The sequence below is a fragment of the Amycolatopsis arida genome (assembly GCF_900115565.1).
Taxonomy (GTDB): Bacteria; Actinomycetota; Actinomycetes; order Mycobacteriales; family Pseudonocardiaceae; genus Yuhushiella; species Yuhushiella arida.
In genome coordinates this window covers 566,554-583,526 of record NZ_FOWW01000001.1, presented here as the reverse complement: position 1 = coordinate 583,526, position 16,973 = coordinate 566,554, and the positions used below count along the sequence as shown (strand labels likewise).

General features: G+C 72.6%; 13 protein-coding genes. 6 read left to right on the top strand and 7 right to left on the bottom strand.

What is annotated here, in order from left to right:
* The 3 genes from BM051_RS02765 to BM051_RS02755 are packed head-to-tail and all read left to right on the top strand — an operon-like array spanning position 1 to position 3,333.
* Positions 1-1,440, top strand: a complete 1,440-nt coding sequence (locus BM051_RS02765; protein WP_092527405.1) for an ABC transporter substrate-binding protein — start codon at positions 1-3, stop codon at positions 1,438-1,440.
* Positions 1,440-2,372: a carbohydrate ABC transporter permease gene (locus BM051_RS02760; protein WP_092527402.1), complete on the top strand. Its 933-nt coding sequence runs from the start codon at positions 1,440-1,442 to the stop codon at positions 2,370-2,372. The genes BM051_RS02765 and BM051_RS02760 overlap by 1 nt, the downstream gene beginning before the upstream one ends.
* A gap of 31 nt (positions 2,373-2,403) precedes the next feature.
* A complete protein-coding gene (locus tag BM051_RS02755; RefSeq protein ID WP_092527399.1) occupies positions 2,404-3,333 on the top strand; it encodes a carbohydrate ABC transporter permease in 930 nt (309 codons plus the stop codon).
* A 19-nt stretch (positions 3,334-3,352) separates the two neighbouring features.
* On the opposite strand, the gene BM051_RS02750 is transcribed toward BM051_RS02755, so the two are convergent.
* Together BM051_RS02750 and BM051_RS02745 are read right to left on the bottom strand one after the other, a co-directional pair.
* Positions 3,353-3,634, bottom strand: a complete 282-nt coding sequence (locus BM051_RS02750; RefSeq protein WP_092527396.1) for a hypothetical protein — start codon at positions 3,632-3,634, stop codon at positions 3,353-3,355.
* 51 nt (positions 3,635-3,685) lie between these two features.
* A complete protein-coding gene (locus BM051_RS02745) occupies positions 3,686-5,056 on the bottom strand; it encodes an LVIVD repeat-containing protein (RefSeq protein ID WP_243859514.1) in 1,371 nt (456 codons plus the stop codon).
* Positions 5,057-5,233: 177 nt separating this feature from the next.
* Between BM051_RS02745 and BM051_RS02740 the strand changes: the two genes are divergently transcribed.
* Positions 5,234-6,721 carry a peptide ABC transporter substrate-binding protein gene (locus tag BM051_RS02740; RefSeq protein WP_092527393.1) on the top strand — a complete coding sequence of 496 codons (1,488 nt, stop codon included), beginning with the start codon at positions 5,234-5,236 and terminating at the stop codon, positions 6,719-6,721.
* A gap of 224 nt (positions 6,722-6,945) precedes the next feature.
* Here the strand turns inward: BM051_RS02740 and BM051_RS02730 are convergent, their stop codons facing one another.
* Positions 6,946-8,397: a glutamate synthase subunit beta gene (locus tag BM051_RS02730; protein ID WP_092527388.1), complete on the bottom strand. Its 1,452-nt coding sequence runs from the start codon at positions 8,395-8,397 to the stop codon at positions 6,946-6,948.
* Entirely contained in the window at positions 8,390-12,922 is a 4,533-nt protein-coding gene (gene gltB / locus BM051_RS02725; protein ID WP_243859513.1) for a glutamate synthase large subunit, read from the bottom strand. Before gltB ends, BM051_RS02730 begins: the two co-directional genes overlap by 8 nt.
* Positions 12,923-13,359: 437 nt before the next feature.
* Between gltB and BM051_RS02720 the strand changes: the two genes are divergently transcribed.
* Together BM051_RS02720 and BM051_RS02715 are read left to right on the top strand one after the other, a co-directional pair.
* Positions 13,360-14,538: an acyl-CoA dehydrogenase family protein gene (locus BM051_RS02720; RefSeq protein WP_092527384.1), complete on the top strand. Its 1,179-nt coding sequence runs from the start codon at positions 13,360-13,362 to the stop codon at positions 14,536-14,538.
* Between the two features lie 71 nt (positions 14,539-14,609).
* Complete coding sequence (locus BM051_RS02715) at positions 14,610-15,128, top strand: retropepsin-like aspartic protease (RefSeq protein ID WP_092527382.1); 519 nt, start codon at positions 14,610-14,612, stop codon at positions 15,126-15,128.
* A gap of 29 nt (positions 15,129-15,157) precedes the next feature.
* On the opposite strand, the gene BM051_RS02710 is transcribed toward BM051_RS02715, so the two are convergent.
* From BM051_RS02710 to BM051_RS02700, 3 genes are all read right to left on the bottom strand, one after another.
* Entirely contained in the window at positions 15,158-15,424 is a 267-nt protein-coding gene (locus BM051_RS02710) for a hypothetical protein (RefSeq protein WP_092527380.1), read from the bottom strand.
* 155 nt (positions 15,425-15,579) lie between these two features.
* A complete protein-coding gene (locus BM051_RS02705; RefSeq protein WP_092527378.1) occupies positions 15,580-16,107 on the bottom strand; it encodes a hypothetical protein in 528 nt (175 codons plus the stop codon).
* Positions 16,104-16,889, bottom strand: a complete 786-nt coding sequence (locus tag BM051_RS02700; protein WP_092527376.1) for a 2-keto-4-pentenoate hydratase — start codon at positions 16,887-16,889, stop codon at positions 16,104-16,106. The genes BM051_RS02705 and BM051_RS02700 overlap by 4 nt, the downstream gene beginning before the upstream one ends.
* Between the last annotated feature and the right edge of the window lie 84 nt (positions 16,890-16,973).

The window sequence follows — 16,973 nt, the reverse complement described above, 5'->3', positions numbered from 1 at the left end:
ATGCGACCAGGTTCGAGCCCGTTCCGCCGCCTTGCCCCCCAAACCAGCACCGCCAGCACCGTCAGCACCGCTCTTGTCGCCGGCGTCGCCGTGGTGCTCGGCCTCGCCGGCTGCGGCAGCCCCACCGGCACCGGGCCGGCGGCGCTGCCGGGCACGGAGGAGTACTTCGCGACGCCCTGCCCCGAGCCCGGGGTGCGGCCCGCCGGCACCGAGTTCACCTACTGGTCGATGTGGACGGCCGACGAGCCGCAGGCCAGGGTGCTGCAGCACGCCGTCGACTGCTTCACGGAGAAGACCGGGGTTCAGGTCACCGTGCAGTGGCTCGGCCGCAAGCTGCTCACCCAGAACGTGGCGCCCGCGCTCAACGCCGGCGAGGTACCCGACCTCATCGACCAGGACCTGAGCCAGCTCAAGGCCGCGGTGGTGGCGCCCGGCGGCACGCAGAGCGTCGAGGACGTCTACGGCATGAAGGTCGGCGAGGGTGACCGGACCGTCGAGGACGTGCTCGCCAGGTACTCCCACGACCTGCCGCAGCACGCCGACGCCGAGGGCAACCGGTTCCTGGTGCCCTACGAGATGATCACCAACGCCTGGTGGTACGACCGCAACACCCATCCGGACCTCACCCCGCCCCGGACCATGGACGAGCTGTTCGCGCTGTTCGAGCAGGAGTTGCAGGCCGGCCGGCCGGCGATCAGCCAGGACGGCGACATCAGCCATTACAACGCCTACTTCTTCACCCAGCTCGCCGCCCGCTTCGTCGGGCCGGGCGGCATCGCCGCGGCGGCCGCCGACCGCACCGGCGAGTCCTGGCGCACCGAGCCCGGCTTCCTCGCGGCCGCCCGGTTGGTCGAGCGGATCGCCACCGGCGGCTACTTCGCCGAGGGGTGGGACGCCGCGAAGTTCCCTCAGGTGCAGCAGCGCTGGGCCGACGGCGAGACCGCGTACACCTTCAACGGCACCTGGCTGCCCAGTGAGACCCGCGAGTACCTGAACAAGCAGGGCGGCGGCCGGGAGATCCAGTACGGCTCGTTCCAGTTCCCGATGTCCGAGGGCGCGACGCACGACATCGTCGAGCAGATGCCGATCGGGTTCGCGGTGCCCGCCCCGGCGCGCAACGCCGAGCCGGCGAAGGCGTTCATCGCCTACGTGCTGCACAAGGACATCCTCCAGGGCATCCCGACGGTCAGCGACAACCTGGCCCCGCGGACGGACCTGCCGGTGCCCGCCGACCTCGCCGACGCCAAGGCTGCGCTCGACGACCCGGACAAGGAGCACACCCTGGTCATGGACGGGCTGGACGGCCTGTTCGGCGGGACCTATGTGGACACCGTGTTCTTCCCGGCCGACGACGCGCTGCTGCGCGGGCAGATCACCGCGGAGCAGTTCATCGACCGGATGGCCACCGACACCGCGACGTACTGGAAGTCGCGGGGCTGATGGCCGCTCCACCCGTCGCCGCCACGCGGCCGGTCACCCACCGCACTGGCCGGCGGCGGCTGTTCTGGCCACTGCTCACCCCGGCGCTGGCGCTGTACGTGCTGTTCCTCGTGCTGCCCACGGTCGCCACGGTGGTGCTCAGCTTCACCAGCTGGGCCGGGGCGGGCGACCGGCCGGAGTTCGTCGGGCTGGCCGAGTACCGGGCGCTGCTCACCAGCGACGCGTTCCGGTACGCGTTCGGCAACACCATGGCCTACATCGTCGTCGGTGGCGTGGGCACGTTCGTGCTGGCGTTCCTGTTCACCATGGTGCTGCGGGAGATGCGCGGCGGGAAGCTGGTGCGGGCGATCCTGTTCTTCCCGAACATCGTCGCGCCGGTCGCGTTGGGCATGTTCCTCGGCCTGGTGTTCAAGTACCAGCCGAACAAGCAGGGGTTGGCGAACTTCGTGCTGGAGGGCCTCGGGCTGGAGGCGGTGAAGTTCCTCCAGCCGGAGAACGTCACCTACGCGGTGATCGCCGCGCTGGTCTGGGCCAGCTCCGGGTTCTTCATCACGATCCTGATGGCCGCGGTGGACCGGATCCCGCCGTACCTGTACGAGGACGCCGAGTTGGCCGGGGCGTCGCCCTGGCAGAAGTTCCGGCACGTGACGTTGCCGCTGACCTGGGACGTGGTGGGCATCGCCGGGGTGCTCTGGACGATCAACGCGATGAAGATCTTCGAGCTGGTGTTCGTGCTCGCCGGGCCGGGGACGTACTCGCCGCCGGTGCGGACCTGGACACTCGGCATCTACGTGTTCGACCGGTCGTTCGGCACCAGGGGGACGCCCGCGTTCGGCGCGGCCTGCGCGTGCGCGGTCGTGATGATCGTGCTGGTGACGGTGTTCGTCGTGCTGTTGCGGCGGCTGATGCGCCGCGAGGCCCTCCAGTTCTAGCCAGTTCCAGGAGCCAGTCGTAGGAGCTACCGTGTCCACTGTGGAGGTAACACCCGCGCCGCGGTCGGCCGCGGAGCGGCCGGCCCCCCGCCCACCGCGCCGCCGGTCGCGGGTGCGCCGCCGGGTCAGCCCGCTGCGGGTGCTCGGCACGGCCGTGGTGTGGCTGTTCACCGCGGTGAACCTGCTGGTGCTGTACTGGCTGCTGGTCTCGTCGTTCAAGACACCGGTGGAGATCTTCACCCAGCCGTTCCAGCTGCCGCGGCAGTGGTTCGTGGTGGGGCAGCCGCTGCGGAACTTCGCCTACGCCTGGAACCAGGCCGGCTTCGGCTCGGCGTTCCTCACCACGGTGCTGCTGGTCGCCGCGGCGGCGGTGTCGGTGGTGGCGCTGGCCGCGCCGGCCGCGTACGTGCTGACCCGGTTGGGGGTGCGCGGGGCGAACGTGCTGACCAACTTCGTCGCGGTGGGCATGGGGGTGCCGTTCCAGACGGTGATCGTGCCGCTGTTCGTGGCCATGGCCGCGGTCGGCCTCACCGACAACCTGCTCGGGCTCTACCTCATCTACGTCGCGCTGTCGCTGCCGTTCACCGTCTTCCTGCTCACCGGGTTCTTCCGGTCGCTGCCGGACGAGCTGGAGGAGGCCGCCGCGCTCGACGGGGCCTCGCCGCTGCGCACGTTCGCGTCGATCATGCTGCCGCTGGCCCGCGGCGGGTTGCTCACCGCGCTCATCCTCAACGCCGTCGGGTTGTGGAACGAGACGCTGCTGGCCATCGTGTTCCTGCACGACAACGCCAACTTCACCCTGGGAAGGGCGCTGTTCACCTTCTACGGCGCGGCGAGCTACCAGTCGGAGTACGGCGGGTTGGTCGCCGGCATCACCATCGTCGTGCTGCCGATGCTCGCGCTCTACCTCGTGCTGGCCCGACGCATCATCGCCGGCCTCACCCTGGGTGCCGGCAAGTAGCGGTGGGACACCCGGTCGCTCAGCCGGGCTCGCCGCGGCGCTTGCGGTGGATCACCCAGCCCAGGTCGATCGCGCTGGCCACGGCGAGCACGACCAGCACCACCACGGCCCACGTCGCGCCCAGCATGCCGGCGACGACCGCGCCGGCGATCGCGAGCACCACGGTCAACGCGGCGAGGACGATCCGCAGGCTCAGCGCGCTGTACATCGGCGCCGCCCCGCCGAACCGACCGGTCGGGTCGTGGTAGTCCGGCAGCCCGCGCTCGTACTCCTCGCGGCTCCGCTTCCGGTCCTCCGCCATCCCCGTGGAGTACCCGGGAGCAGCAGGTGCCAACCCCGCGCGACCCCCGACTCAGCGGGTGAGCCGGAGGATGTCCACCCCGCGGTTGTTGTCCGCCACGTACACCAGCCCTCGGTGCCAGTACGGCGCCCAGGACGCCGCGTCCGCCGCCCGGTGGTAGGCGACCTGGGTGGGGTTGGTCGGGTCGCTGACGTCGAGGAACCGGGTGCCCTGCGCGTAGAACGACTGCACCAGGATGTCGCCGCGCACGTCGAAGTAGTGCGCCGAGCAGTTCCCGCTGTCCGGGTCGCTGCCCTCCTGCCCGGCGACGCCCCAGGTGCCCACGGTCTCCAGCCGGAACGGGTCCTCCGGCGTCGAGCGCCAGCCCTGCCCCTGGTAGGAGCCGCGCAGGGAGGCGATCACCAGCACGCCGTCGTTGGCGCAGCCCGGCTCGAACGCCTCCTCGGTCACGTAGATCAGCTCGCCGGGCCGGCCGTGCCGCACGTCGCCGCCGTCGCGCAGCTTCCGGCCCACCGGCCGGTAGCTGTTGTGCATGAACGTCGACGCGGCCGCCAGCTCGGAGACGCCACCGCCGGCGTAGGGCACCGGCTCCCACGGCGTGGCCCAGCGGATCCCGCCGGTCACCGGGTCGCGGTGCATGCCCGACGTCCAGTACCCGCGTACGCCGCCGCGGCCGGAGGTCCAGGCCACGCCGTGCGCGTCGACCTGCACGTCGTGCACGTAGTCGGTCTTCCCGTCGTTGCGGCCGAGGTCGATGGGCTCGGGGAAGACCTTCGGGTTGCGCGGGTCGCGGACGTCGGTCACCCAGATCGGCCGGCCGCCCCAGTCCTCGGGCATCGACGCGGCCTTCGCCGGCCCGCCGGTCCACAGGTACCGGCAGTCGTTCACGCAGCTGGTGGTGTGCCCGGCGGGCACCCGCACGTAGCTGGCCAGCTCCGGCCGCGCGGGGTCGGAAAGGTCGACGGTGTAGATCCCGGACTCGCCGGTCTGCGTGTTGCCGCCGAACGCCCGCGGGTCCCTGGCGAGGAACACCAGCTTGCGCACCGGGTCGACCTCGGTGTCCTCGGTCTCCCACATGCCCGGCATGGACAGCTCGCCGAGCGGCGTCGGCCGCGCCGGGTCGGCCGTCAGGTCGTAGGTCTTCAGCCCGAACTCGCCGGACACCACCAGGACGTCCCGCTGCCGGTGCCCGTACCCGTACTGCAGGAACTGCAGCGCGATCGCGCCCTGCGCGTCCGGCAGGGTCCCCACCAGCTCGACGTTCTTCTGCGCGCTGGTCGCCGACGGCCCCTCCTCGGCGTGCGCGGTGCCGCCGGGCACGTGCTCGGCGTCGCAGGCGAACGCGGCCGCGGGGGTGAGCCCGACGGCGGTGGCGACGGCGAGGACGAGGGTGGAGCGGAGCACGGTGGTCCGACGTAGCACGGCACACACCTCCGGATGGGTGACCCGACGTTGATGCGACCCGGCGCCGGGATCGATCCGGCGCTGGGCCGACTGTCGACGCTAGGACGTGGCGGGGGAGGGCACAAGCGCCGATCGGAGGTTGGTGCCCCGGCGCCGACCTGGTAGGCGTGGACGCGTCGCCGTTCGGGAGGTCCCATGCGCCGTCTGTCCATGGTCGTGCTCGCCGCGGTGGCGGCGCTCGCCGGGTGCACCGCCGAGCCAACCGACTCGCCGCCCGCGCCGGGGACGTTCTCGGTGGCGGTGCGCGAGCCGGCGGCGCTGCTGCCGGCGCAGGTGCGCGACCTCCCCGGCCGGCTGGTCGTCGACGCGCTGTGGACGCCGCTGACCGACCCGGCCGATGCGGAGGCCGAGCCGCTCGCGGCCAGCGAGGTGACCAGCGACGACCTGCGCACCTGGACCATCCGGCTGCGGGAGGGGTTGCGCTTCCACGACGGCTCGCCGGTCACCGCGCTGTCCTATGTAGACACCTGGCGGGCCGTGGTGGAGGAGGGTTGGCCGGGTGCGACGGTGCTCACCGACGTGCTGCGGGCCGAGGATTTCCGGGCAATCGACGAGCACACCGTCGAGCTGGTGCTGGACCGGCCGCTGGGCCAGGTTCCGGTGGTGCTCGGCGCCCCGGCGCTGCTGCCCCTGCCCCGTGCCGTGCTCGACTCCCGGGACTGGGCGGCCTTCGCCGTTCAGCCGGTGGGCAACGGGCCGTACCGGTTGGCCGGGCCGTGGCGGTCGGGCGAGGGCGCTCGACTGACCAGGGTGGACGACCACGCGGGGCCGCGGCCCGGGCACGCCAGGGAAATCGACCTGCGGGTGGTGGCCGACCCCGCCGAGCAGTACGAGCTGGCCCGCACCGGCGCGGTCGACCTGGCCACCCAGGTGCCCGCCGCCGCGCACGGGCGGATGCGCGACGACTTCGGCGAGCGGGTGCTGATGTGGCCGCTGCCGGAGGTCAGCATGCTCGGCTTCCCCGCGGCCAACCCGAGCCTCGCCGACGCCGCGGCCCGGCACGCCGTGGCGCTGGCCGTGGACCGGGCCACGCTCGAGGCCGGGCCGCTCGGCCACCAGGTGGACCTGGCGAGCGCGCTGCTGCCGCCGGCGGTGCCACTCGGGCAGCGCTCCGGGCAGTGCCGGCCGTGCAACCACGACCCCGAGGCCGCGACCGCGCTGTGGGAGCAGGCCGGGCGCCCCGCCGGGGAGCTGGTCGTGCACGCCGGCGCCGACCAGGCGACGTGGGCCGCACCGCTGGCCGAGCAGGTCGGCGCCACGCTCGGGGTGCCGGCCAGAATCGAGACGGGACCACCCGCTCCCACCGGCGTGCACGCGCTGACCAGGACGTTGCACACCCGCAGCCCGCACGAGCTGCTCGCGCCGCTGGCCTCGGACGCGCCGGGCAACCCGGTCGGCTACGCCAGCACGACCTTCGACCAGATGCTCGCCGCCGCCGGGGAGGCCGCCGATCTCGCCGAGAGCGGTCGGTTGTACCGCCTCGCGGAGAACCAACTGCTGCGCGACCTGCCGGTGGCGCCGCTGTGGTCGGCCCACGGCCACGCCGTCTGGACCGACCGCATCGCGGGCGTCACCCCCAGCCCGTCCCTCGCCCTGAACCTCCCCACCATCACCACCCCCTGACTCGCATCCCCGCCGTGTCCGCGCTCTGTATACGCGTGTCCGCGCTCTGCGTCCGCGCGTCCGCGTCGTGGGGCGCAAACACGCGGACGCCGACGGCAAACACGCGGACGCCGACGGCAAACACGCGGACGTGGACGGCGAACACGCGGACGTGGACGGCGAACACGCGATGGGGGCGGGCCCGGTCGCGGGGGCGACGGTGACCCCGCGACCGGGCCGCCGGTCTAGGAGATGGGCCGGTCGGTCGGGGCGATCGGCGCGGGCAGCGCGTCCCGCCCGGTGAGGAAGGCGTCGACGCCCGCCGCGGCCGAGCGGCCCTCCGCGATGGCCCACACGATCAACGACTGGCCGCAGCCCATGTCACCGGCGACGAACACGTTGTCCACACTGGTCCGGAACGAGTGGTCCCGCGCCACGTTGCCGCGCTCGTCCAGCTCCACGCCGAGCTGGTCGAGCAGTCCCTCCCGCTCCGGGCCGACGAAACCCATCGCCAGCAGCACCAGCTGGGCCGGCAGCTCCCGCTCGGTGCCCTCCACCGGGACGAACCCGCCGTCCTCGCGGCGCACCTCGACCAGTCGCAGCGCCCGCACCCGGCCCCGGTCGTCGCCGAGGAACTCCTGGGTGTTCACCGAGTACAGCCGCTCGCCGCCCTCCTCGTGCGCCGAGGACACCCGGTAGATCATCGGGTAGGTCGGCCACGGGTGCGCCTCGGACCGCGTCTCCGGCGGCCTGGGCATGATCTCCAGCTGGGTCACCGAGGCCGCGCCCTGCCGGTGCGCGGTGCCCACGCAGTCGGCGCCGGTGTCGCCGCCGCCGATCACCACCACGTGCTTGCCCGCCGCGTCGATCGGCGGCGACTCCAGCTCACCGGCCGCGACCCGGTTGGCCCACGGCAGGTACTCCATCGCCTGGTGCACCCCGTCGAGCTCGCGCCCGGGGGCCGGCAGGTCCCGCCACGCCGTCGCGCCGCCGGCCAGCACCACCGCGTCGTACTCGGCGCGCAGCCGCTCGCCGGTGACGTCCACGCCGACGTTCACCCCGGCGCGGAACTCGGTGCCCTCGGCGCGCAGCTGCTCCAGCCGCCGGTCCAGCCGGAACTTCTCCATCTTGAACTCGGGGATGCCGTACCGCAGCAGCCCGCCGATCTTGTCCGCCCGCTCGAACACGACCACGTCGTGCCCGGCACGGGTGAGTTGCTGCGCCGCGGCCAGCCCGGCCGGGCCGGACCCCACCACGGCGACCTTCTTCCCGGTCCTCGTCGGCGGCAGCTGTGGCGTCACCCAGCCCTCGTCCCACGCCCGGTCGATGATCGAGATCTCCACCCGCTTGATCGTCACCGGGTCGTCGTTGATCCCGAGGACGCACGCGGTCTCGCACGGCGCGGGGCACAGCGTGCCGGTGAACTCCGGGAAGTTGTTCGTGGCGTGCAGCCGCTCGATCGCCTCCCGCCAGTCGTCGCGCCAGGTCAGCGTGTTCCACTCCGGGATGAGGTTGCCCAGCGGACACCCCTGGTGGCAGAACGGGATTCCGCAGTCCATGCACCGCCCGGCCTGCCGGGTCAGCTTCGTGCGGTCGAAGTCCTCGTAGACCTCGCGCCAGTCCTTGAGCCGCAGGAAGACGGGCCGCGACGTCGGTGTCTCCCGCGGTGTGGTCAGAAAGCCCTTGGGGTCAGCCATGTGCGGCCTCCATGATCGCCTCGTTCACGTCCCTGCCGTCGCGCTCGGCCGCCGCCCGCGCCTGGAGCACCCGCTTGTAGTCCTTCGGCATGACCTTGCCGAACTCCTCCACCGCGATGTCCCAGTCGTCCAGGAGCCGCCGCGCCACGGCGGACCCGGTCTCCGCGAGGTGCCGCTCCACGACCTCGCGCAGGAACCGGCGGTCCTCGGTGTCCAGCGGGTCGAGGTCCACCATCTCCCGGTTGACCCGGTGCTCCGGCAGGTCCAGCACGTACGCGATGCCACCGGACATGCCGGCCGCGAAGTTGCGGCCGATCGACCCGAGCACCACCACGCGCCCGCCGGTCATGTACTCGCAGCCGTGGTCGCCGACGCCCTCGACGACCGCGAGCGCGCCCGAGTTGCGCACGCAGAACCGCTCGCCGACCTTGCCGCGCAGGAAGAGCTCGCCGCTCGTGGCGCCGTAGCCGATCACGTTGCCGGCGATGATGTGCTCCTCCGCGGCGATCCGCGCCTCCCGCGGCGGGCGCACGATGATCCGCCCGCCGGAGAGGCCCTTGCCGACGTAGTCGTTGCCGTCACCGAACAGCCGCAGCGTGATGCCCTTCGGCAGGAACGCGCCGAACGACTGCCCCGCGGTGCCGGTGAAGGTCACGTCGATCGTGTCGTCGGGAAGGCCCTCGCCACCCCAGCGCCTGGTCAGCTCGTGGCCGAGCATCGTGCCGACCGTCCGGTTGACGTTGCGCACCGGCAGCTCCAGCCGCACCCTGTCGCCGGAGTTCAGCGCGCCCTCGGCGAGCTGGATGAGCGTGTTGTCCAGCGCCTTGTCCAGCCCGTGGTCCTGCCTGGTCACGCAGTGCCGCGCGGCCCGCGGCGGCAGCTCGGGCACGTGGAGGATCGGCGTGAGGTCCAGCCCGCCGGCCTTCCAGTGCTCCACCGCGTCGCGGGTGTCGAGCAGCTCGGCGTGGCCCACCGCCTCGGCGACCGAGCGGAAGCCCAGCGCGGCGAGGTACTCGCGCACCTCCTGCGCGATGAACTCGAAGAAGTTCACCACGTACTCGGCCTTGCCGCTGAACTTGGCCCGCAGCGCGGGGTTCTGCGTCGCCACGCCCACCGGGCAGGTGTCCAGGTGACACACTCGCATCATCACGCAGCCGGACACCACCAGCGGCGCGGTGGCGAACCCGAACTCCTCGGCGCCGAGCAGCGCGGCGACGATCACGTCCCGGCCGGTCTTGAGCTGGCCGTCGGTCTGCACCACGATCCGGTCGCGCAACCGGTTGGCCAGCAACGTCTGCTGCGTCTCGGCCAGGCCCAGCTCCCACGGCCCACCGGCGTGCTTGATCGACGACAGTGGCGACGCGCCGGTGCCGCCGTCGTGCCCGGAGATCAGCACGACGTCGGCGTGCGCCTTGGACACACCCGCCGCGACGGTGCCCACGCCGACCTCGGACACCAGCTTGACGTGGATCCGCGCGCTCGGGTTGGCGTTCTTCAGGTCGTGGATCAGCTGCGCGAGGTCCTCGATGGAGTAGATGTCGTGGTGCGGCGGCGGCGAGATCAGCCCGACGCCCGGTGTGGAGTGCCGGGTCCTGGCGATCCACGGGTAGACCTTCGTGCCGGGCAGCTGCCCGCCCTCGCCGGGCTTGGCGCCCTGCGCCATCTTGATCTGGATGTCGTCGGCGTTGACCAGGTACTCGCTGGTCACCCCGAACCGCCCACTCGCGACCTGCTTGATCGCGCTGCGCCGCTCCGGGTCGTACAGCCGCTCCGGGTCCTCACCGCCCTCACCGGTGTTGGACTTGCCGCCCAGCCGGTTCATCGCGATGGCGAGTACCTCGTGCATCTCCTGGGAGATCGAGCCGTAGGAGATCGCGCCGGTGCCGAACCGCTTGACGATCTCGGAGACCGGCTCGACCTCCTCGATCGGCACCGGTGGCCGCACACCCTCCCTGAGCTGGAACAGGCCGCGCAGCGTCATCAGCCGCTCGGACTGCTCGTCGACGGACTTCGTGTACTCCTTGAAGATCTCGTACTTCCCGGAGCGGGTGGAGTGCTGCAGCTTGAACACCGTGTGCGGGTCGAACAGGTGCGGCTCGCCCTCGCGGCGCCACTGGTAGTCGCCGCCGACGGCCAGCTCGCGGTGGTGCGGCCGCAGCCCGTCCGGTGGGAACGCCCGCCGGTGCCGCTGCGCGACCTCCTCGGCGATCGTGTCGAAGCCGATCCCGCCGAGCCGTGAGGTGGTGCCGGTGAAGCAGCTCTCCACGACCTCCGCGCCGAGCCCGATCGCCTCGAAGATCTGCGCGCCGGTGTAGGAGGCCACCGTGGACACGCCCATCTTGGACATCGTCTTGCGGACGCCCTTGCCCAGCGCCTTGATCAGGTTGCGGGTGGCCTGCCTGGCGTTGACTCCCGGCAGCTTGCCCCGCTCGGCCAGCTCCTCCACGGTGGCCATCGCCAGGTACGGGTTCACCGCCGCGGCGCCGTAGCCGATCAGCAGCGCGATGTGGTGCACCTCGCGCGCGTCACCGGCCTCGACCACCAGGCCCACCTGGGTGCGGCTCTTCTCCCGCACCAGGTGGTGGTGCACCGCCCCGGTGAGCAGCAGCGACGGGATGGCGGCGCGCTCGGCGGTGACCCCACGGTCGGACAGGACCAGCAGCCGGGCGCCGTCGGCGATCGCGGTGGACGCCTCCGCGCGGATCTCGTCCAGCCGGCGCACCAGCGCCGGGCCGCCGCCGGCCACCTCGTAGGTGCCGTCGAGCACGTGTGCCTGGAACTCCGGCAGCGTGCCGTCGTCGTTGACGTGCACCAGCTTGGCCAGCTCGTCGTTGTCCAGCACCGGGAACGGCAGCACGATCCGCCGGCACGAGTCGGGGCCGGCCTCCAGCAGGTTGGGCTCCGAGCCGAGCTGGGTGCCCAGCGCGGTGACCAGCTCCTCGCGGATTGCGTCCAGCGGCGGGTTGGTCACCTGGGCGAACAGCTGGGTGAAGTAGTCGAACAGCTGCCGCGAGCGTCGGGACAGCGGCGCCAGCGGCGAGTCGTTGCCCATCGAGCCGATCGGCTCGGCGCCGCTGCCCGCCATCGGCTTCAGCAGGACGTCGAGCTCCTCCTCGGTGTAGCCGAAGGCCTGCTGCCGGCGGACCAGCGAGGCGTGGTCCGGCACCTCGCGCTCCCGCTCGGCCAGCTCGGTCAGGTGCAGCAGACCCTTCTCGACCCACGCGCCGTAGGGGTGCTCGGCGGCGAGCCGCCCCTTGATCTCCTCGTCCTCGACGATCCGCCCCTCCGCGGTGTCCACGAGGAACATCCGGCCCGGCTCCAGCCGGCCCTTGCGCACGATCCGGGACTGGTCGAGGTCGAGGACGCCGACCTCGCTGGCCAGCACCACCAGGCCGTCGTCGGTGACCCAGTACCGGCCGGGGCGCAGTCCGTTGCGGTCGAGCACCGCGCCGATCTGCGTGCCGTCGGTGAACGCGACCAGCGCCGGCCCGTCCCACGGCTCCATCAAGGTCGAGTGGAACTCGTAGAAGGCCCTTCGCGCCGGGTCCATCTCGTCGTGGTTCTCCCACGCCTCCGGGATCATCATCAGCACGGCGTGCGGCAGCGACCGGCCGCCGAGGTGCAGCAGCTCGAGCACCTCGTCGAACGACGCCGAGTCGCTCGCGTCGCGGGTGATGATCGGGTAGACGCGGGAGAGGTCACCGGGGACGAGGTCGGTGGCCAGCATCGACTCGCGGGCGTCCATCCAGTTCCGGTTGCCGCGCAGGGTGTTGATCTCGCCGTTGTGCGCGACGTACCGGTACGGGTGCGCCAGCGGCCACGACGGGAAGGTGTTGGTGGAGAAGCGGGAGTGCACCAGGCCGATCGCGCTGGTCACCCGCTCGTCGGTGAGGTCGGGGAAGAACCGCGAGACCTGCGGCTCGGTGAGCATTCCCTTGTAGACGATCGTCCGGGCGGACAGGCTCGGGAAGTAGACGTCCTGGTCGGCGAGCGCGTGCTCGGCCCGCTTGCGGACGCAGAACGCCGCCCGCTCCAACGCCAGGCCGGTCAGCTCGGCGCGCTGCGGCGCGAGGAACAGCTGGGCGAAGTACGGCATCGTGGTCGCCGCGCCCGCGCCGACGTGCTCGGTGTCCACCGGCAGCTCGCGCCAGCCGAGGATGCCCATGCCCTCCTCGGCGGCGATGCCCTCGATGGTGGACATCGCCCGGCCGCGGACCTCGCCGTCGGTGGGCAGGAACGCGGTGCCCACCACGTACCCACCGGGCTCGGGCAGCTCGAAGTCGACCACGGCGCGGAAGAAGGCGTCCGGAACCTGGATCAGGATCCCGGCGCCGTCACCGGTCTCCGGCTCGGCGCCGCGGGCACCGCGGTGTTCGAGGTTGCGCAGGGCGACGAGCGCCTTGCGGACGATCTCGTGGTCGCGCCGGCCGGCGAGGTCGGCGACGAACGCGACCCCGCAGGCGTGGTGCTCGTACTGCTCGTCGTACAGGCCCTGCTGCAGCGAGCTCGGTGCGTGGCGGTTCACGGCTGGCCGCCCTCCTATGGCGTCGGCGTGGCCGGGCCGTCCGTCGACGATGCCAGCGGGCTGGCTAACGGAGTGGCCCGGCGTCGCGATGGTCAGTCGGGGGAGAGAAAGCCCGAGACGGGCTCCGGTCATCGCCGGATGGCCACACCTCGTCGTGTGGCCGGGGCACGTCGCTGTGCGCCACGCGCGCCGGAAGGACCCGCGTGGTGGGGGCCGTTCGGGCGCGCGGAGTAACTCCCGGGTTCGCCGGGTCTTATGACAGTAGTGTGAATTCCACGTAATCGGGATAGGTCGGACCCGCCGCGTGGTGTATCCCACGCAGGTGTTGACGGCGCGGCACTGCGCGATGTGTGCGCAACATAGCCGACACCGAACGTTGTGACCAGCGCAAACGCGTGTGACGTGGGTCCCGTCGCGGCTCGGATACCCTGTCCCCCATGGGAACGAGCGCTGCCCCCGATCCGCACGACTTCCTCGGCCTCGACGCCGGGCTGACCGACGACGAGCGGGACATCCGTGACGCCGTGCGGGACTTCGCCCGCGCCGAGCTGCTACCGAACGTGGCCGACTGGTACGAGTCCGGCGCGCTGCCGGCGCGTGACCTGGCGAAGGGGTTCGGCCGGTTGGGCGTGCTGGGGATGCACCTCACCGGCTACGGCTGCGCCGGCACGTCGGCGGTGGCGTACGGGATCGCCTGCCGGGAGCTGGAGGCGGTGGACTCGGGGCTGCGCAGCTTCGTGTCGGTGCAGGGGTCGCTGGCGATGTTCGCCATCCACCGGTGGGGCAGCGAGGGGCAGAAGCGCGAGTGGCTGCCGAGGTTGGCGAGCGGGGAGGCGCTGGGCTGCTTCGGGCTGACCGAGTCGGACGCCGGCAGCGACCCCGGGTCGATGCGGACCAGGGCGCGCCGCGACGGGTCCGACTGGGTGCTCGACGGCGCCAAGATGTGGATCACCAACGGCACCGTGGCCGACGTCGCCGTCGTGTGGGCGCGGACCGAGGAGGGGATCCGCGGGTTCCTGGTGCCCACCGACACGCCGGGCTTCACGGCCAACGAGGTGAAGCGGAAGCTGTCGCTGCGCGCGTCGCTGACCGCGGAACTGGTGCTGGACGGGGTGCGGTTGCCGGCCGACGCGGCCTTCCCGGAGGTGCGCGGGCTGCGCGGGCCGCTGTCGTGCCTGAACGAGGCGCGGTTCGGGATTGTCTTCGGCGCGGTCGGCGCGGCGCGGGCCTGCTACGAGGCGGCGCTGGAGTACACGCTGTCGCGGGAGCAGTTCGGTCGGCCGTTGGCGGCGTTCCAGCTGTCCCAGCGCAAACTCGCCGACCTGGTCGTGGAGGTCAACCGGGCCGGCCTGGTCGCCCTGCATCTCGGCCGGCTCAAAGACGCCGGGCGGCTGCACCACAACCAGGTGAGCTTCGGCAAGCTGGCGAACGTGCGGTCGGCTTTGGACGTCGCGCGGACCGCCCGCACGTTGCTGGGCGCCAACGGGATCTCGCTGGAGTACCCGGTGATGCGGCACGTGACCAACCTGGAGACGGTGCTCACCTACGAGGGCACCGAGGAGATGCACGCGCTCTCCGTCGGCCAGGCGGTCACCGGCCTCCCCGCCTTCCGCTGACCCTGGTGCACGCCGGTGCGTAGGGCGCGGCGGGTGCGGGTACCCGGGGCCGGCCGGGAAGGAGGATCGGCGTGGGCGCGACGAGACGACGCCGGGCCGGAGCCGTCGCCGCGGCGCTGGCGGCGGCGCTGTTCGCCGGATGCGCGACGGAGCCGAGGGAGCCGATGACCACCCCGGACGAGGATTGGCGCAGCGTGGACCTCACGGTGCTCGACCTCGGCGAGCAGACCCTCGCGCTGGTGCCGGTCATCATCGGCGACGCGGGGCCGCACCTGTTCGTCCTCGACACGGGGGCGTCGATGACCGTCCTGGACGAAGGTCTGGCGGGCGAGCTCGGCTTGCCGCCCACCGGCAGGGAACGGCCAGTCAGCGGAGTCCTCGGGCAGCAGCAGGCCACCACCGTCCGGGTGGACCGGTGGCGGCTGGGCGACATCCCATTGGACGCGGCTGAGATCGCCACGATCGACCTCCCGGACACCGGCTCCGGCACCGAATTGCGTGGCCTGCTCGGCTCCGACGTGTTGAGCCGGTTCGGGCAGATCGTCGTGGACTACGACGCCGACAAGCTGGGCCTGCCGGCCGAGGGATAGCCGGCGGGGACGGTCGAGCGGGACGAGGCTCAGGCGGCCGAGGTGGCCAGCTCGCGGCCGAGCGCGGCGCGGCCGGCGTTGGTGAGGACGGCGGGCACGAGCTCGCCGGGGCGGCCGGTGCGGGCGGGCGCTACCAGGCCCTGCCGGGCGAGTCGGTGCGCGGTGGTCTGATCACAGCACGCCAGTCCGTCGATGAACAGGTCGGGCTCGCAGCTTCCGGTGATCTCGGCGCGGCCCAGCGCCACCGCCTGCAGGGTGGCGCGCTCCCGATGGTTCAGTTCCGCCTGCTGAGGCACATCCGCCTCCACTATCAACCCCCGGGTCCTTTCCCCGGGTCTGGTCGCCCACCATTGAACCGCAGGTCACCGACACTCTCCCGCAGCGTGTGGCGGATGTCTCGGACTCTCTCCGATCGAGTGACCAGGTGTAACCACTCCGTTCGGTAAGGTGATTAACTCGCGCCACCCGACCGACCGTTCGGTCGGACGATCTGGCAGGCGATCGGGCCCACCGTCGCGAAGTGCGCCGCGACCCGGCTGCCCGCCGCCACCTCGACCGGCTCGGTGAGCGGCCCGGTGACCACCAGCCCGCCGGCGATCACGCCTTCGGCGACCTCCGCCGCCGTGGCCAGCGCCACGCCGGGCTCCGCCGCCGCGGCCGCCGCGCTGTCCACCACCTGCCCGTCCACCTCCAGCAGGCAGCCCTCCAGCACCAGGTCGACCTCCCGAACCGGCCGCCCCACCGGCCCGAGCACCACCCGCGGCCCGGCGGCGCCGTCCGCGGTGTCCAGCACCAGCGCCCCGTGCACCGCCGCCACGGCCGCCAGCGCGGCCGGTGCCGGCACCGGCCCGGCCAGCGCCGACCGCAGCAGGAACACCAGGCGCGCGGTCACCGTGACCGGCCCCGGCACCACGCCCGGCGCGCCGAGCAGGTCAGCGGTCAGCGGGCCCTCCGGCATCCGCCCCAGCACCCCGGTCATCGGTCGAACACCGCCGTCACGCTCCCCAGCCCGGCCACCGCGGTGACCACCGTGTCCCCCGGTCGCACCGGGATCGCCCTGGTCATCGAGCCCGGCAGCACCACGTGACCCGGCTCGAGGTCGATGCCCAGTGGCCCGACCGTGTTCGCCAGCCACACCAGCGCGTTCAGCGGCGAGCCGAGCACCGCGCCGCCGGCCCCGGTGGCCACCAGCTCACCCCCTCGGTGCAGCGTGCACCCGGCCAGCCGCAGGTCGACCGCGCCCAGCGGCACCGGGCGGCTGCCCAGTACCACCCCGCCGGAGGAGGCGTTGTCGGCGATCGTGTCCACGATCGAGATCCGCCAGTCCCGGATCCGCGAGTCCACGATCTCCAGCGCCGGCAGCACGAACTCCACCGCGCGCACCGCGTCGGCCACGGTCACCCCGGGCCCGGACAGCCGCCGGCCGAGCACGAACGCGACCTCCGGCTCGATCCGCGGTTGCAGGAACGCCCCGATTGGGATCGGCGCGTGCTCCAGGTGGAACATGCCGGCCAGCAGGTGCCCGTAGTCCGGCTGGTCGACACCCATCTGCCGCTGCATCGCCGCCGACGCCAGCCCCACCTTGTGCCCCTTGACCACGTCGCCGTCCGCGGTCCACCGGCGCACCTGCTCCTGCTGGATGCGGTAGGCGTCGGTGACGTCGGCGTCCGGGTACGTCTCGATCAACGGCGGGATCGGGGTGCCGCCGCGGTAGGCCTGCCGCAGCCGGTCGGCCGCCTCGCGCACGCTTGTGGCGTCCATACCGGGCTCCATGGTGTGCACCCTCGCCGCGCCGACCGACCCGCGCAAGCGGCCCGTCCCGCTCACCGGCACGTCGTCGGTGAC

What these genes read in the sequence shown, in the direction of transcription:
- BM051_RS02765 (WP_092527405.1), top strand. Translation starts at nt 1, where the DNA reads ATGCGACCAGGTTCGAGCCCGTTCCGCCGCCTTGCCCCCCAAACCAGC.
- BM051_RS02760 (WP_092527402.1), top strand. Translation starts at nt 1,440, where the DNA reads ATGGCCGCTCCACCCGTCGCCGCCACGCGGCCGGTCACCCACCGCACT.
- BM051_RS02750 (WP_092527396.1), bottom strand. Translation starts at nt 3,634, where the DNA reads ATGGCGGAGGACCGGAAGCGGAGCCGCGAGGAGTACGAGCGCGGGCTG.
- BM051_RS02740 (WP_092527393.1), top strand. Translation starts at nt 5,234, where the DNA reads ATGCGCCGTCTGTCCATGGTCGTGCTCGCCGCGGTGGCGGCGCTCGCC.
- BM051_RS02730 (WP_092527388.1), bottom strand. Translation starts at nt 8,397, where the DNA reads ATGGCTGACCCCAAGGGCTTTCTGACCACACCGCGGGAGACACCGACG.
- BM051_RS02720 (WP_092527384.1), top strand. Translation starts at nt 13,360, where the DNA reads ATGGGAACGAGCGCTGCCCCCGATCCGCACGACTTCCTCGGCCTCGAC.
- BM051_RS02705 (WP_092527378.1), bottom strand. Translation starts at nt 16,107, where the DNA reads ATGACCGGGGTGCTGGGGCGGATGCCGGAGGGCCCGCTGACCGCTGAC.
- BM051_RS02700 (WP_092527376.1), bottom strand. Translation starts at nt 16,889, where the DNA reads ATGGACGCCACAAGCGTGCGCGAGGCGGCCGACCGGCTGCGGCAGGCC.